Below are 14,886 nucleotides of genomic sequence, written 5' to 3'. Positions count from 1 at the left end.
AGCGGGTGAAGGGCCGGCCGTTGCGCGCGGCCGGTGTGGAGGCGCCTTCGGCACGCACAGGCATGACCCCCTGAGCATGAGCAGCACACCGGAGGCGGGGACGCGGGTACGGATCCGGATGGTCGGACTGTGCTACGGGGAGCGCGTCCGCCTCAACGTCGAGCACGTCGAGGGCGACCCGCTGGAATACACGTACGCGGGCACGAACGTCACGCTGCTCGACGCGAGCAGGCAGCAGGCTCAAACCGTGCTGTCCGCCGTCCCGTTCGACATCGCAGGCGCCTGCCTCTCGGACAAGTCGGCATGATCGAGCGTCTGGACGCGGGGGAGGTGGGCCCGGTGCGAAACCCTCCTGGTCTCCGAAGCGAGCGATCCCGTCGAGGTCAACTGGTACCGGGGCCCGGGAAACTCCTGGTACGAGACCGAGGACAACATCGCCTGGACCCTCCCGGCCGCATCGTGACACGGCGCCGGACGGCCGTTCCTGCGGTCGTCCCCGTCGCAGAGACGTGTGCACACGTCGTGCCGACTCGGGACCAGGGCGACTGCTTATCATCGGCCGATGCGTTCACGGATACCTGGGACCCGCAGGGTCGGCGCGGCCGTCGCGCTCACGTTGTTACTCGCCTCCTGCAGCGGCGGGGGCGACCGTTCCGGTGCCGCGGAGTCTTCGTCGAAGGCTGCGACCAGGGAAGCAGCCGGAGAGGCCACCGGGAAACTCGTCATGGCCGGGCAGGGGGCACGGCCTCCTGCCGGTGAGCCGGCACGGCAGCCGCGTCCCGGCGACCTCAACGGCGACGGCTACGACGACGCCGCGGTCGCCGTCGGCGCGGACCGGATCGCCGTGGTGTACGGCTCCGCACGCGGGCTCGACCCGCGTACCCGGAACACTCTGCGGGCCGAGTCGGCCGGGCCGGAGGTCACCGGCGTGCCGTGGGCGCAGTTCGCGCGCGGCGACCTCGACGGGGACGGCTTCACCGACCTGCTGGTCACGTTGGAGACCGGGCAGCAGTACGCGCTGTGGGGTGGCCCGCACGGTGTGACCGGACCGGTACGGCTCGCCACCGGCACCGCCGTCGTGCTGGGCAGGGAGAGGTCCGGCTGGGAAGAGGGCCGCGTCGGTGACTTCGACGGCGACGGCTCCGCGGACGTGTACCGCCTCGCCGAGTACGACCGCAGCGGTACGCGGTCCGGAGGCACCGTCTCGTACGGGCCGTTCAACCGCGACGGGAAGCCCGCACGCACGCAGCAACTGAACGAGAGGCGTTCGGCGGACTCCGCTCCGTACAAGGCGGTGGCGGGTGACTACGACGGCGACGGGCGTGACGAGCTGACGGTGTGGTTCCGGTGGACCGACCCCGAAGGAGAGGGCGACGGCCTGACGACCCTCGTGGCCGTACACCACTTCCGCGGCGGGCCGCGAGGGCTCTCCCTGGCGCGGAACACGAAGAGTGACGAGGGGTACGAGGGGGTGCCGGGCGACGCCGACGGGGACGGCGACGACGAACTCGTCAGCGTCGCCATGGACGGGGCCGAGCGGACGCTGACCCTGTCCGTGAACCGGGACCCCGGCCACCGGACACCGCCGGCCGAGGTCATCACGGGCGTCGAGGGCGGTGACGCGGAAGGGCGCGCGGTCGGCGACGTCACCGGCGACGGCAGGCCCGACCTCGTCCTCTCCTCCCCCTACGCCGACGTGCAGCAGGGCCTGGTCCACCTCGTCCCCGACGTCGACCACGCCACGTCTGCGACCCGCCCCCGGTCCGTCGGCCTGGACACCCCCGGCGTCCACGGCGCTTCTCCCCGGCTCTACTCCCGCGTCCGCTTCGAGTCCCGCCCTCCGCTGCTCGACGTGGACGGCGACGGCCGCCTGGACGTGGTCGCCCAGACACAGCGCGGGCGCGAGCTGCGCGGCCTGTGGCTGCTGCCCGGATCCCCCACCGGGCTGGACCCCGCGGGCTCACGCTTCATCTCCGCGCGGGAACTGGGCCTGCCGGCGGCGGACCGCTGAACCGGCGGGCTGTGCCGGACGGCGAGTCGTCCGCGTCCGGCGGCTTGTGGAGGACGATGAGCCGGCCCTCGAACAGGCCCTGGTGGACAGCCCGGTCCAGCACCGGCAGAGCGCAGCCCCGATGCGGCGCCCCGCGCCCGCCCCGCGCGTCGTCGGCTCGTCACCGGGCGGTGTAGTCGTACAGGAACGCCCCACCCCCGCGGTCACCATCGACCCGGTGCGGTCACGCCGCCCTGCCTCGCCGCTCCCGCCTCGCCCACGCCCCACCGGCGTGTCCTCTCCTGAGAGTCTGACTGCGCGAACGGCCCCTGCCCAGCCGAACATTCGGCCGTCACCCCCGCGTGCGAACATGCCCGAATGCCAGAGCGTCGAACTCGCGCACGTCCTCAGCTTGTCGCCGCCGACCTGCGTCCCCGACCGGGACGGGGCAGCCTGGACGCACTGAGGCACGAAGTGCCGACCAGCGCGTCTGGATCGGGCGCCAGAGCACTGCTGTCCCTCCTGGTGCAGGCGCACGAGCACTCCAGGAAAGCGCCCCGGCCCCTCCCGCTCCCGCTCCCGCTCCACAGGGGAAATCGACTGCTCACCACATGGACAGTCGGAGCAAGCGTGGGACTTGCACCCCCACGCTTGGCCGTTCGATAAAGCCGCTGGCCAGAGCACCACCCGGCAGCATCCTGACCTACCGCCGCCATCGGTCGGCGAAGGTGTCCACACGACAAACGGCCTGGTCCGCGGGCGGACCGAGGCCGATTCTGAAGTGTCCGAGGGGGGACTTGAACCCCCACGCCCTGAGAGGGCACTAGCACCTCAAGCTAGCGCGTCTGCCATTCCGCCACCCGGACCGGGTTGCCTGCCGCGGCAGAGGGCCGCGGGGCACGGCCAACGATACCAAGGATTCGGGGGTCGTTCGCACCGGTATGTGATTACGGAAAGTGTTCACGGATCGCGTAGGGTGACGTGAAGGCCCCGGCCCGCCGGTGGGGCGACGGGCCGGGGGGTTTCCGGGCGGGCCGGGCACAGGGGGTGGGTCAGGCGCGGAGGCGGTGGAGGTGGGCGGCGGAGCGGCGGGCTGTGCTGAAGGAGCCGGCCGGGTTGGTGGCGGGGTCCACCGCGTCGTCGCGTTCGACGAGCCAGTTGTGGTGCTTGCGGTGGCGGCCACGGCTGACCGTGCCGATGAAGCGCTGGTAGTCGATGTCGCCGTCGCCCACGTCGGTCATGTGGTAGCCGTCCTGGGACGCCTCGTCGTGCTCGCCGTCCTTGACGTGGAACAGCGGGAAGCGCCGGGGGTCGGCCGTGACGTAGTCCAGGGGGTCGAACGGCGCCGGGGTGCCGTCCGGGCGGACGCTGAAGCGGTGGACGCCGGTGTAGGCCCAGTAGATGTCCATCTCCATGAACACCAGGTCCGGGTCGGTCTCGGCCAGCATCAGGTCGTAGATGCGCACCGTCGGGTCGTCGGTGCAGAAGCCGAACTCGTTGCCGTGGTTGTGCTGGTAGAACCGCATGCCGCGGCGGCGGGCCGCCGCGCCGTAGGCGTTGAACTCCGCCGACGCCCGCTTGACCCCGTCGACCGTGTTGCCGTAGCGGAACGGGCCGTCCCAGGTGCCGACGTACGGCAGGTCCAGGGCCTCGGCGTCGTCGAGGACCTGCTCCAGGCTGGTGGCGAAGGAGTAGCCCGCCGGGTCGCTGTCGTGGTACGCGACGTGGCTGCCGATGGCGCGCAGGCCGTGGTTGCGGGTCAGGCGGCGGAGCTGCGGCAGGGTGATGGGGCCGTTGCCCTGGGTGTAGCCGGCGAATTCGACCTGGTCGTAGCCGTAGCGCTCCAGCGCGTCGAAGACCTTGCCGAAGCCGACCGTGCCGACCTGGTCGCGGAGAGTGTAGAGCTGGATGCCCAGGTTGCCCCGCGGGACCGCGGGCCTTCCGTGGCCGTGGCCGTGGCCGCCGCCGTGCGCCTGTGCGCTCGCGGTGCCGGCTATCGCCGCCGCCGTGGTGCCGGCGGCCACTCCGAGGAATCTGCGTCTGTTGACGGCGTGGTCGAGTTCGTCGTGGTTCTTGGTGGACATGGCAGTGCTCCTTGACGGGCGGATCGGTCAGTCGAGGCCGGCGAGCGAGAGCAGCAGGGACTTCACGTCGGTCGCCGGTACGGGGCCCGAGGTCGCCCCCGGCCGGGTGGTGATCAGCACGGGGCCGTCGCGCTCGTCGTCCGGGAGGCGGCCGTGGGTGCCGCGCACCGGGGCGGGGTCGAGCGGGACGACGGCCAGGCGGTAGCGCATCCCGGCCTTCTTGCGGGCGATCGCGGAGACGGCCCGCAGACGTACGTACGGGTCGGTGGGGTCCATGAACAGTTCGGCGGGGTCATAACCGGGTTTGCGGTGGATCTCGACGAGCTGGGCGAAGTCCGGGGCACGGTCGTCGTCGAGCCAGTAGTAGTACGTGAACCAGGCGTCCTGCTCCGCCACCGCGACCAGCTCGCCGGCGCGCGGGTGGTCCAGCCCGTGGGCCTTCTTGCCGGAGTCGGAGAGCACGTCGGCGACGCCGGACAGCTTGGTGAGGATCTCCCGGGTGGCCTCGATGTCGGCCGGGTCCCGGACGTAGACGTGGGCGATCTGGTGGTCCGAGACCGCGAAGGCGCGCGACGCCCAGGGGTCCAGGTACTCCATCCCGTCCTGCGTGTAGACCTCCAGCAGCCCCGCCTTGCGCAGCGCGCGGTTGACGTCCACGGGCCGGGCGGCCTGCGTGATGCCGTACTCCGAGAGCACCACGGTCTCGGCGTCCGCCGCCCGCGCGTCGGCCAGCAGCGGCGCCAGGGCGTCGTCCAGCTCCCGCGCGGCGGCGTGCGAGCGCGGGTCGTCGGGGCCGTAGCGCTGCAGGTCGTAGTCGAGGTGCGGGATGTAGACGAGGGTGAGGTCGGGGCTGTACGCGTCGAGGATGTGCCGCGAGGCGTCGATGATCCACTGCGAGGAGACGATGCTCGCCGTCGGGCCCCAGTAGTTGAAGAGGGGGAACGTGCCGAAGGCGGCGGTCAGTTCGTCGCGCAGCTCCGGCGGCCGGGTGTAGCAGTCGGGCTCCTTGCGGCCGTCGGCGTAGTAGACGGGGCGCGGGGTGACGACGTAGTCGGTGTCCATGCCCATCGCGTACCACCAGCAGACGTTGGCCACGGTGTAGCCGGGGTACGCGCGCCGGGCGGCCTCCCAGAGCTTGTCGCCGCCGACGAGCGCGTTGTGCTGGCGCCACAGGAAGATCTCGCCCAGCTCGCGGAAGTACCAGCCGTTGGCGACGATCCCGTGCTCCGCGGGCGGCGCACCGGTGAGGATCGTGGACTGCACGGTGCAGGTGACGGCGGGCAGTGGCGGCGTCAGCGCGCTGTTCGAGCCGGCGTCGGCCAGCGCACGCAGATGCGGCATGTGGTCGAGGAGACGCGGCGTGAGGCCGACGACGTCGACGACGACCAGCCGCTTCGGGGGCGTCATGGCAGCTCCTTCAGGCCGAGCGAGGTGAGCAGGTCGCGGGCGACGGACAGTTCGGCGGCGATGCCGTCGGCGAGCTGGGCGCGGCTGCGCGGGCGCAGGTGTGCGGGCAGCGCCTGCCAGGTGTACGTCTCCACTTCCAGGTGCCTCGTCAGCGGTGCGGGACCGCCGACGAGGCGCGCCAGCGTCTCTTCGAGCACCGGTGTCGTCGCCGTCAGCGGCGGCTCCAGCGGTGCGTGCAGCGGTACGTGGAAGTGGGCGCGCCACGGGCCGTCGTCGGGGAGCCCGCCGGCCAGGGCCTCGTCGAGGTCGTCGGTGGCCCGGACGGAGCCGTCGGCGGCGCGGATCCGGGTCTGGTGCAGGAAGCGCGGCTCCGCGAAGGCGGCCAGCGCGGTCCGCACCCCCGGCTCCGCCGGCCGGTCGGCCACCAGGGCCGCCGAGAGCTGGGACTTGACGATGGGCAGGCCGGCGCCGGTGATACCGGCGATGGCGGTGGCCGGGTCCTCGAAGGAGGTGGCCAGGTGGCAGGTGTCGACGCAGACGCCGATGCGCTCGGCGGGCGGGGCGCCCTCCGCGGTGAGCGCCGCGACCGCGTCCGCGGTGGTCTCCACCGTGCAGCCGGGCTCCGGCTCCAGGCCGACGCGGATGGAACGGCCGGTCAGCTCCTCGATGGCGTCCAGGCGCGCGGCCAGCGTACCCAGCGCAGTCAGCGACGCCTTGCGGGCGGCGTCGTCGAAGTCGGTGCGCCAGGCGAGCGGGAGGGTGGAGATGGTGCCCTCGGTGACGTCGTCGGGCAGCAGTACGGCGAGCAGCCGGGCCAGCTCGACGGTGTGCTCCAGGCGCGCGGGTTCGGTCCAGTCGGGGCGGTAGACCCGGTATTTGACGACCTCGTCGCCGAACCCCTGGTAGGGGAAGCCGTTGAGGGTGACGGCCTCCAGGCCGCGTGCGTCGAGCGCCTTCTTGAGCCGGCGCAGCGAGGCGGGGTCGGAGCCGAGGGTGCGTACGGCGTCGCGCGCGAGCCACAGGCCGATGCCCAGCCGGTCGCGGCCGAGCCGGCGGCGCACCGGCTCGGCGTGGTCGCGCAGTTGCGCCATCACCCCGTCGAGATCCTCGGCGGGATGCACATTGGTGCAGTACGCGAGGTGGACGAGGGAGCCGTCGGGGTGTCGGAAGCGCATGGCTCAGCTTCCCCCTCGCAGGATGGAGTTCCCTTCGTACGTGGCCCCGCCGGCCTCCGGCTTCTCCGGCTCCAGCTCCAGCCGCCCGCTCTGGCCGTAGAACTCGACGGGGTTCTGCCACAGCACCTTGTCGACGTCGGCGTCGGTGAAGCCGGCGGCGAGCATGGCGTCGGCGGTCTTGCGGGTCTTGAGCGGGTCGCTCTTGCCCCAGTCGGCGGCGGAGTTGACGAGCATCCGCTCGGTGCCGTACTCGCGCAGGATGCGGACCATGCGGTCCTCGTCCATCTTGGTGTCGGGGTAGATGGAGAAGGCCGCCCAGCAGCCGCTGTCCCGGGCGGCGGCCACCGTCGTCTCGTTGAGGTGGTCGAGGATGACGCGCTCGGGCGCCAGTCTGGATTCGCGTACGACGTCGAGCGTGCGGGCCAGGCCCGCGGCCTTGTCGCGGTGCGGCGTGTGCACCATGGCGGGCAGCCCGTGGTCGGCGGCCAGCTCCAGCTGGGCGGCCAGCGCGTGGTCCTCCTCGGGGGTCATGGAGTCGTAGCCGATCTCGCCGACGGCGACGACGTGATCCTTCAGCAGGTAGCGCGGCAGCTCTTCCAGCACCGGCAGGAGGCGCGGGTCGTTGGCCTCCTTGGGGTTGAGGGCGAGCGTGCAGTGGTGCGCGATGCCGTACTGGGCGGCGCGGAAGGGCTCCCAGCCGAGCAGCGAGTCGAAGTAGTCGTAGAAGCTCTGCGGGGAGGTGCGGGGCTGCCCGAGCCAGAAGGAGGGCTCGACGAGGGCGCGCACGCCCGCGTCGTACATGGCGGCGTAGTCATCGGTCGTGCGGGACGTCATGTGGATGTGCGGGTCGAAGATGCGCATCACACCTCCTTGCGGGTCAGGGCGAGGATCCGGTCGAGGTCCGCCGGGACGGCGCGGCCGGCGGCCGTCCGCTCACGGGCGTAGTCGGTGAGCATGCGGGCGAGTTCGCCGTCGCCGGCGGCGCGCTCGGCCAGGCCCGCGATCTCGTCGGCGGGCACGCCGGTGAACAGGCACTTGAGGACGGCCTGCCGCCAGGCGTGGGCGCCCAGGTGTTCGGCGGCGTACGCGCCGAGGGCGGCGGCGACCAGGCGGGTGTCGTTGGTGCGCAGCGCGTCCTCGACCAGGGGTACGGCGCCGGGGCCGAGGTCGAGGTGCGGCAGCGCGCGCAGCACGGCGCGGCGTTCCGCGGCGTCGCCGCGGTCGTAGACGCGGGTGGCGGTCTTCTCGTCGGCGCGGGCCGCGTGCAGGATCAGCACGCGGACGGCGTCGGCGGATGCCGAGCCGCAGCGGCGCCGCGCGGCGGCGAAATGGGCCTCCCAGGCGCGCAGTCCGGCGCTGGGGCCCGGGGTGCCGGCGGCGGCGTCGGCGAGCGCGGCGGTGAGCCACTCGCGGGCCTCGGGGGCGAGAGCGGCGTCGACGGATGCACGCAGGGCGGCCACCGCCGGGACGGAGGCGGCGGCTGGGTCGGCGGATGCGGCGGGGTCCGGGGTCACCACGGCGCGGCTCCTCTCACTCGGGTCACGGTTGTGGCGCGCGGTGCGCGGGGCGGCCCGGCAGCCCGCGCGGCGGCGGTGACTGCGCGGGCGGGCCCGTACGAGCGGCTCAGCACGGCACGGATCCCCTCGCCCGCGCCTCTTCCTCCGCCGCGCGCAGGAAGCGGATGGAGCTGCCCGCCAGCTCGGGCCCGGCGTGCGAGTGCCGGGGCAGCTCGACGCTGATCAGACCCTGGTAACCGGTGGCCTGCAGCGCTTCGAGCACCGAGGGGAAGCCGATCTCGCCCTCGCCGAACGGCAGGTGCTCGTGCACGCCGCGGCACATGTCCTCGATCTGCACGTGCGCGAGCCAGGGCGCGGCGGCCCGTACGCAGTCGGCGGGCAGCGCCTCCTCCAGGCACTGGCAGTGCCCGATGTCCAGGGTCAGCGCCAGCGACGGCGCGTCGCCCAGCTCCTCGCGCAGCCGGTGGAACCCGGCGAGGTCGTAGAGCAGATGGCCGGGCTCCGGCTCGATGGCCAGCGGCACACCGGCGGCGTCCGCGGCCGCCAGCACCGGCGTCAGCTCCGCGCCCAGCCGCTTCCAGGCTTCCGGCTCCGCCACCCCGTACGGGCGGGTGCCGCTGAAGCAGTGCACGGCGTTGGCGCCCAGCTCGGCCGCGACGTTCACGGCGGTGCGCAGCAGCCGGGAGCGTACGGCGCGCGCCTCGGGGTCGGGGTCGAGCAGGGTGGGGTGGTGCTTGCGGCGCGGGTCGAGGACGTAGCGGGCGCCGGTCTCGATCGTCACCGCGAGCCCGTGCCGGGCCAGCAGCCGCCCCACGGTGGCGGTGCGGGCGGGCAGGTCGGGCGCGAGGGGGTCGAGGTGCATGTGGTCGAGGGTGAGCGCGATGCCGTCGTAGCCGAGGTCGGCGAGGAGCGCGACGGCGTCGGCCAGCCGCAGGTCGGTGAGGCCGTTGGTGCCGTATGCCAGGCGCAGCCGCATCATGTCGGGCTCACCTTCCGCGCGAGCCGGCGGGCGACGGGCACGAGGGCCAGCAGCACGGCGGCGCTGCCGGGCGCACCGGACCGGGCCGCGAGGGCGGACTGCAGCGGGATCATGGCGCGGATGCCGCCGCCGACGGCGCGCTGGGTGAGCTGCGGGCTGGGGTTGAGGGCGGCGTGCAGGTACGGGCGGACGGCGGTGGCGGCGTACGCGCCGGCGAGCAGGTCGCCGGGGGTGAGCGCCAGCCGGGGCCCGCCGGGGGGCGGTGCGGCGGTGCCGGTGCGGGGCTGCGGATCGGGTCGCGCGGAGGGGTCGTTGCCGCGGCGCAGGGTGGCGGCGACGGCGGTGGTGACGGCGAGGCCGACGAGCGGGACGGCCGTCGAACCGCCGGCCACCTCGCGGCGTGAGACCACGGTGACGGCGTAGGTGTGGACGCCGAGGAGGACGGCGGCGGCGAGCGGCCCGTCGGCGACGGCCGCCCACCCGGGGCGGTCGTCACCGTGCCGGCGCAGTGGACCGGACGGCCCACCGGCGGCGGGTACGGACACCTCGCGCGCCGCCCGGGTGCAGGCGTAGCCGCTCGCGCAGCCGGACGGCGGCGCGGCTTTCCGCGCCGCGCGGGCCTGTGTGGCGGCGGCGCCGAGGAGCAGGTCCAGGGTGCGGGCGGCGGCCATCGCGGCGGGTCCGGCGGGGGTGTTCTTCAGCTTCAGGTCGTACGCCCACACCGCCCCCGCGAGCGCGGTGGCGAGGGCGAGCGGCCTGCGGCCCGCGGCGGCGGCCAGACCGAGGCTCGCCGCGGTCAGGGCGGCGGCAGCGGTCAGCGCGGCCCGGGGGGTGATCCGGCCGGAGGGCAGCGGGCGGTGCGGGCGCTCGACGGCGTCGACGTCGCGGTCGGCGTAGTCGTTGAGCGCCATGCCCGCCTCGTAGAGGCAGAGGGAGGAGCCGATGGCCAGCGCGGTGCCGCGGTTGGGGCGCACTCCGGCGGCGGCGGCGCCGGCGAGCGCGTCGCCGGGGATGGTGAACAGCGCGGAGACGCGGAGGAGTTCGACCCAGGCGCGGGCCTGGGCGGCCGTGGACGCGGCCTGCCTGCGCCCCTGGGCGCTGCGCGCCTCCGGCTCGGTGGGTCCGGTGGTACGCGGCCGGCGCAGCACCGCGCCGGGCACGGCGGCGGCGAGCAGCCCCACTCCCCCGGCCACGGCGGCGGACCGGCGGCCCGCCGGTGCCGGACCACGGCCCCGGCGTACCCGCGCGGCCACCCCCGCGGCGCCCGCGCCCAGCACGACGCCGGAGACGACGGCGGCGGCCGGCCCGCGGCCGGTGCCCCGCCGGCGGCGCGCCACGGCGCCGACGCCCGCCGCGAGCAGCCCGGCGCCGGCGACGAGCGGGGCGACGGGCGACGGCCCGCCCGCTCCCGCCGTACGCGCGGACCGTGCCGGCGTACGGATGCGCGCGGCCCCCGCACCCAGCGCGAGCAGCCCGATGCCGCCCAGCACCGTCACGGTCGCCGGGCGGCGGTTTCCGGTGTGTCCCCTTCGGTGCGGTCCGCCGGACGGCCGGGCGGGCCGGCCGCCCGCGTCCGCGGCTTCCGCGCTCATCGCGACACCCGCAGGCGCTCCGCGACCGCCAGCAGCTCACGCCACTGGTCGGCGAGTCCGGGCGGGCCGTCGTCCGGGTCCTTGAAGAAGAATCCGAGGCCCGGTACCGGCCCCGACATCCCGGCCTCGTGGGCGCGGGCGACGATCCGGACGAGGTCGAGGACCAGCGGTGCGGCGAGCGCGGAGTCGCAGCCCTGCCAGATGGTCTGCAGCACCATGCGGGTGCCGAGGAAGCCGTCGAAGACGACGTGGTCCCAGGCGGTCTTCCAGTCGCCGAGGGCGGGGACGTCGTCGATGTGCACCTCGCCGTCGACGCCGGCGCCGAGGGCGTCGACGAGCACCCGCTCCTTGCCGACGTTCTTGGCCGCCGCGGCGGCCGGGTCGCCGGCGAGGTTGGCGCCGTCGCCGCCGCCGAGGAGGTTGGTGCCGGACCAGGCGCGTACCTCCAGCGCCCGCTGCAGGAACATCGGCGCCAGCACCGAACGCAGCAGTGTCTGGCCGGTCTTGCCGTCGCGGCCCGCGTACGGCAGACCGGAGGCGGCGGCGGCCTCGCGCAGCCGCGGGTGGTGCAGTCCGGTGGAGGGGGTGAAGTTGACGTACGAGCAGCCGGATCTGAGGGCGGCGGCGGCGTAGCAGGACGAGGCGGGCAGCGCGTCGCCGGAGGCGACCGGCTCGGTGGAGGCGACGTTGACGACGACGGCGCGGGCGAGGTTGCGGCGGCGTACGAAGTCGGTGATGTCGGCGGCGTAGGAGCCGATCAGCGCTTCCTCGTCGTACGGCTCGCCGGGCTCCGGGCCGCCGTTGCGTATCTCCTCGTCGGCGGCGGCCAGTTCGGCGCCGACGGCGGCGGGCAGCCCGTGGGGGAGCACGCCGCCGGCGGCGAGTTCCTCGGCGCGCTTGGGCAGGGGGGTGCAGGCCACGTCGTGGCCGCCGAAGACCAGCCGGCCGGGTGCCGGAAGCCCGCAGTCGGCGAACGGCCCGGTCTCGGTGACCATGCCGGCCGCGGGGTGGAGTCCGGCGGCCAGGGCGGCGCAACCGGTGATCACGGTCGTGGCGACGGAGCCCCGGGCGCCGATGAGCCAGACGCCGGTATCGGCCGTCGCCGGGATCGCCGGTTGCGGTGCTGTGTCTTGTGGATGGACCGTCACGGCTGCTGCCTCCCACGTGTGTTCAGTTCAGGTGCACGGTGCGCCCGTGGGCGGGAGGTGTTGCGACCTCCCGCCCACGGCGTTCACGGGAGATCCTTGACCCGGATGTTGCGGAACGACACCTGGTCGTCGGCACCGTGGTTTTGGATCCCGATGTGTCCGTCCGCAAGGCTGCGGGCGGGGTCGGTGTTGGTGAAGTCGTTGATCTTCACGTCGTTGAGCCAGATCTGCAGGTGTTCACCCTCGACGCGCAGTTCGAAGGTGTTCCACTCGCCCGGCGGGTTGAGCGCCTCGTCGCGCGCGGCGATGTCGGCGGACTGGAAGCCGTAGACGGCGCCCGTGGTCCGGTCCTCGGAGTCGGTGGCGTCGATCTGGATCTCGTAGCCGTTGTCCACGGCCGACCAGGGGTCGTCGGAGGGCGGGAACCCGATGAAGACGCCGGAGTTGTCGTCACCCTCCATGCGCCAGTCGAGCTTGAGGGAGTACGAGGAGAACTCCCTGGCCTCGTACCACAGCATGCCCATGCCCCCCTCCGAGGTCAGGGTGCCGTCCTCCAGGCGGAACGAGCCCGGACCGGCCTGCTTCCAGCCCTCCGTGGAGGTGCCGTCGAAGATCGGAGTGTAGTCGCTCTCGGCAGAACTGCAGTCCGATTCGACGGCCCCGATGGCGTACTGGATGCCGCCGAGCAGATGGGTGCGGAACTCCGGCTCCGTGTACGACTCCTTCGTGTGCCCGCCGCCGGTGTAGAAGGACCGGCCGTTCTCGTACGTCTGGCACCAGGCGATGGGGTGGTCACCGTTCATGTTCCCGCCGCTGTACGAGCTCTCGTCGAGGCTGGCCAGCACCCGGACGTTGCCGCGGGGGTTGGTGCGGTAGTTGTACCACTCGTCGTAGCGCACCCACTCCTCGCCCAGGTGGGCGGTGGCCGGGTGGTCGTGGTCCTCGACCCTGACCGTGGCGTTCTGGTTCTGCGGGTGCGAGTCGAAGTACGCGCCGACGAGGCCGCCGTAGAACGGCCAGTCGTACTCGGTGTCGGCGGCGGCGTGCACGCCGACGTAGCCGCCGCCGTCGCGCACGTAGTCCTCGAAGGCCCGCTGCTGCTTGCCGTCGAGTACGTCGCCCGTGGTGGAGAGGAAGACGACGGCGTCGTACTGCTGGAGGTTGCCGGGCGTGAACGCGCCGGCGTCCTCGGTGGCGTCGACGGTGAAGCCGTTGTCGGCACCGAGCTGCTGGATGGCCGTGATGCCTTCGGGGATGGAGTCGTGGCGGAAGCCGGCGGTCTTGGAGAAGACGAGCACGTGCTCGCCCTCCGACTTCTTCGCGGGCTTCTCGGCGACGGCGGAGGTGTTCATGCCCATAGTGATGAGCACAACGGCCGCCGCCGCAAGAGCGAGACGTCCGGGAGCTTTCATGGTGCGCTCCTTGAGGGTCGTGTCGGGTTGACGCCCCGCCGGCCGGAGCCGGCGGGGCGGTGGGGGGAGCTATCCGGTGGTGAGGGTGAAGTCGTCGACGTCGTACAGGGCACCTGTGCCGCTGCCGGCGAAGACGAGGTAGAGCTTCGTGGTGCCGTCCGGGGCGCCCGACAGTGATGCCGTGACGTCCTCGAACGTGTCCCATCCGCCGGTGACCGGTACCTCGGTGGAGCCGAGGAGAGTCCCGTCGGGGGCGCCCGCGCGTACTTCGAGGGTGCCGCCGGCGCCGGCGGAGGAGATCCGGGCGGTGAGCTGGGTGACATCGGACAGAACCCAGGGCTCGAAGGCGATCCAGTCGCCGGCGTGGATGTCGCCGACCGTCTTGCCGCCGTTGGCCGCGGGCTTGTTCTGCGGTGCGACGCCCTGGGAGCTGTCGTAGTGCTCCGCCTGGCGGTGCTTGGGCTGCAGCTTGGCCTGGTCGGTCCCGGTCAGGGCGCCCTGGCCGCCGCCTCCGCCGTCGGTGTACGTGGCGGTGAGGCCGCCGTAGAGGTTGGCGTTGGGGTCGTGCTCGCCGTCCGCGGCGGTCTTCAGCGTCCCGCTGCAGCCGTTGGCGCTGGTCATCTCGTGGCCGTGGGAGTCGTGGCCGAGGATGTAGGCGACGCGGACCGAGGCGCAGTCGACGCTCTCGTCCTCCGGGTCGGTGACGGTGACCTCGAAGGGCACCTCGTCACCGAAGGTGAAGGACTGGCCGTCCTGCGGCAGGTCCAGCGTCACGGTGGGCGCGGTGTTGCCGACGGTGATCTGCACGTTGGCGCTGCCGGTGAGTCCGTCGGGGTCGGTGGCCGTGAGGGTGACGTTGTACGTGCCGTTCTCGGTGTAGGTGTGGGCGGGGTCGGTCTGGTCGGAGCCGGCGCCGTCGCCGAAGTCCCAGGCGTACGTCAGCTCGGTGCTGTCGGGGTCGGTGGTGCCGGCCGAGGAGAACTGCACGGCCAGGGGCGCCTGACCCGAGGTGGTGTCGGCGCTCGCCTCGGCGACCGGGGAGGCGCCGCCGGTCATGTTCTCGATGCGGTAGAGGGCGGAGTTCTCGTCGCCGCCGAAGTAGCCGGTGCCGTAGTCGAGGACGTAGAGGGCGCCGTCAGGGCCGAAGTCCATGTCCATGACCTGGGTGCCGGTCCAGGGGAAGTCGTTGATGGACTGCACGGAGCCGTCGCCGCCCTGCTCGATACGCTTGATCCACTTGCGGCCGAACTCGCCGGCGAAGAAGTCGCCCTCGTATTCGGCCGGGAAGGCGACGGCGGAGCCGGCGTCGACCTCGTCCTGGCGGTAGACGGGGCCGCCCATCGGGGACTCGGAGCCGTTGCCGAACTCGGGGACGGAGCCGCCGTCGTAGGGGATCCAGGCGGGCTGGGCGGGCGGCAGCTCGGTCAGCCCGCTGTTGTGCGGCGAGTTGTTCACGGGCGCGTCGCAGTCGAACGCGTCGCCCGAGGCGCCGGAGCCGAAGTCGTAGTCGCGGTAGGCGTCGTTGGCGCCGGTGCAGTACGGCCAGCCGAAGTTGCCGGGCTCGGTGACACGGGCGAACTCG

12 protein-coding genes and 1 tRNA gene are annotated in these 14,886 nt (G+C 73.4%); 2 read left to right on the top strand and 11 right to left on the bottom strand.

All coding sequences use genetic code 11. The annotated features are described in order from the left end of the window. Positions 1-76 precede the first annotated feature (76 nt). A complete protein-coding gene (locus I003_RS0129570) occupies positions 77-307 on the top strand; it encodes a hypothetical protein (RefSeq protein ID WP_027774727.1) in 231 nt (76 codons plus the stop codon). 417 nt (positions 308-724) lie between these two features. Beyond that, positions 725-2,011 carry an FG-GAP repeat domain-containing protein gene (locus I003_RS0129565; RefSeq protein ID WP_027774726.1) on the top strand — a complete coding sequence of 429 codons (1,287 nt, stop codon included), beginning with the start codon at positions 725-727 and terminating at the stop codon, positions 2,009-2,011. Between the two features lie 761 nt (positions 2,012-2,772). On the opposite strand, the gene I003_RS0129560 is transcribed toward I003_RS0129565, so the two are convergent. The 11 genes from I003_RS0129560 to I003_RS0129510 all read right to left on the bottom strand — a co-directional run. Beyond that, positions 2,773-2,856 (bottom strand) — tRNA-Leu (locus I003_RS0129560). A gap of 186 nt (positions 2,857-3,042) precedes the next feature. Next, positions 3,043-4,074, bottom strand: coding sequence for a sugar phosphate isomerase/epimerase family protein (locus I003_RS0129555; RefSeq protein ID WP_027774725.1), 1,032 nt, complete (start codon positions 4,072-4,074; stop codon positions 3,043-3,045). Between the two features lie 27 nt (positions 4,075-4,101). After that, on the bottom strand, positions 4,102-5,481 hold the full coding sequence (locus I003_RS0129550) for an alkaline phosphatase family protein (protein WP_027774724.1): 1,380 nt from the start codon (positions 5,479-5,481) through the stop codon (positions 4,102-4,104). Beyond that, entirely contained in the window at positions 5,478-6,656 is a 1,179-nt protein-coding gene (gene eboE / locus I003_RS0129545) for a metabolite traffic protein EboE (RefSeq protein ID WP_027774723.1), read from the bottom strand. The genes I003_RS0129550 and eboE overlap by 4 nt, the downstream gene beginning before the upstream one ends. Positions 6,657-6,659: 3 nt before the next feature. Beyond that, complete coding sequence (locus I003_RS0129540) at positions 6,660-7,517, bottom strand: TatD family hydrolase (protein WP_027774722.1); 858 nt, start codon at positions 7,515-7,517, stop codon at positions 6,660-6,662. Beyond that, positions 7,517-8,173, bottom strand: coding sequence for an EboA domain-containing protein (locus tag I003_RS0129535; RefSeq protein ID WP_051368631.1), 657 nt, complete (start codon positions 8,171-8,173; stop codon positions 7,517-7,519). Before I003_RS0129535 ends, I003_RS0129540 begins: the two co-directional genes overlap by 1 nt. Positions 8,174-8,279: 106 nt before the next feature. Continuing rightward, positions 8,280-9,152, bottom strand: coding sequence for a sugar phosphate isomerase/epimerase family protein (locus I003_RS0129530; protein ID WP_027774720.1), 873 nt, complete (start codon positions 9,150-9,152; stop codon positions 8,280-8,282). Beyond that, positions 9,149-10,744, bottom strand: a complete 1,596-nt coding sequence (locus tag I003_RS37210) for an SCO3242 family prenyltransferase (RefSeq protein WP_078564569.1) — start codon at positions 10,742-10,744, stop codon at positions 9,149-9,151. The genes I003_RS0129530 and I003_RS37210 overlap by 4 nt, the downstream gene beginning before the upstream one ends. Beyond that, on the bottom strand, positions 10,741-11,892 hold the full coding sequence (locus I003_RS0129520; protein ID WP_051368629.1) for an inositol-3-phosphate synthase: 1,152 nt from the start codon (positions 11,890-11,892) through the stop codon (positions 10,741-10,743). The genes I003_RS37210 and I003_RS0129520 overlap by 4 nt, the downstream gene beginning before the upstream one ends. A gap of 83 nt (positions 11,893-11,975) precedes the next feature. After that, a complete protein-coding gene (locus I003_RS0129515) occupies positions 11,976-13,304 on the bottom strand; it encodes a ThuA domain-containing protein (RefSeq protein WP_027774718.1) in 1,329 nt (442 codons plus the stop codon). A 69-nt stretch (positions 13,305-13,373) separates the two neighbouring features. Then, a partial coding sequence (locus tag I003_RS0129510; protein WP_027774717.1) for a carbohydrate-binding protein occupies positions 13,374-14,886 on the bottom strand: 1,513 nt, incomplete at its 5' end.

This window comes from Streptomyces sp. CNQ329, assembly GCF_000482585.1.
This window is presented reverse-complemented; position numbering and strand designations above follow the sequence as displayed.

Bases quoted from the DNA above. Each gene is read 5' to 3' on its own strand.
- I003_RS0129570 (WP_027774727.1), top strand. From the start codon at position 77: ATGAGCAGCACACCGGAGGCGGGGACGCGGGTACGGATCCGGATGGTC.
- I003_RS0129565 (WP_027774726.1), top strand. From the start codon at position 725: ATGGCCGGGCAGGGGGCACGGCCTCCTGCCGGTGAGCCGGCACGGCAG.
- I003_RS0129555 (WP_027774725.1), bottom strand. From the start codon at position 4,074: ATGTCCACCAAGAACCACGACGAACTCGACCACGCCGTCAACAGACGC.
- I003_RS0129550 (WP_027774724.1), bottom strand. From the start codon at position 5,481: ATGACGCCCCCGAAGCGGCTGGTCGTCGTCGACGTCGTCGGCCTCACG.
- eboE (WP_027774723.1), bottom strand. From the start codon at position 6,656: ATGCGCTTCCGACACCCCGACGGCTCCCTCGTCCACCTCGCGTACTGC.
- I003_RS0129540 (WP_027774722.1), bottom strand. From the start codon at position 7,517: ATGCGCATCTTCGACCCGCACATCCACATGACGTCCCGCACGACCGAT.
- I003_RS0129530 (WP_027774720.1), bottom strand. From the start codon at position 9,152: ATGATGCGGCTGCGCCTGGCATACGGCACCAACGGCCTCACCGACCTG.
- I003_RS37210 (WP_078564569.1), bottom strand. From the start codon at position 10,744: ATGAGCGCGGAAGCCGCGGACGCGGGCGGCCGGCCCGCCCGGCCGTCC.
- I003_RS0129515 (WP_027774718.1), bottom strand. From the start codon at position 13,304: ATGAAAGCTCCCGGACGTCTCGCTCTTGCGGCGGCGGCCGTTGTGCTC.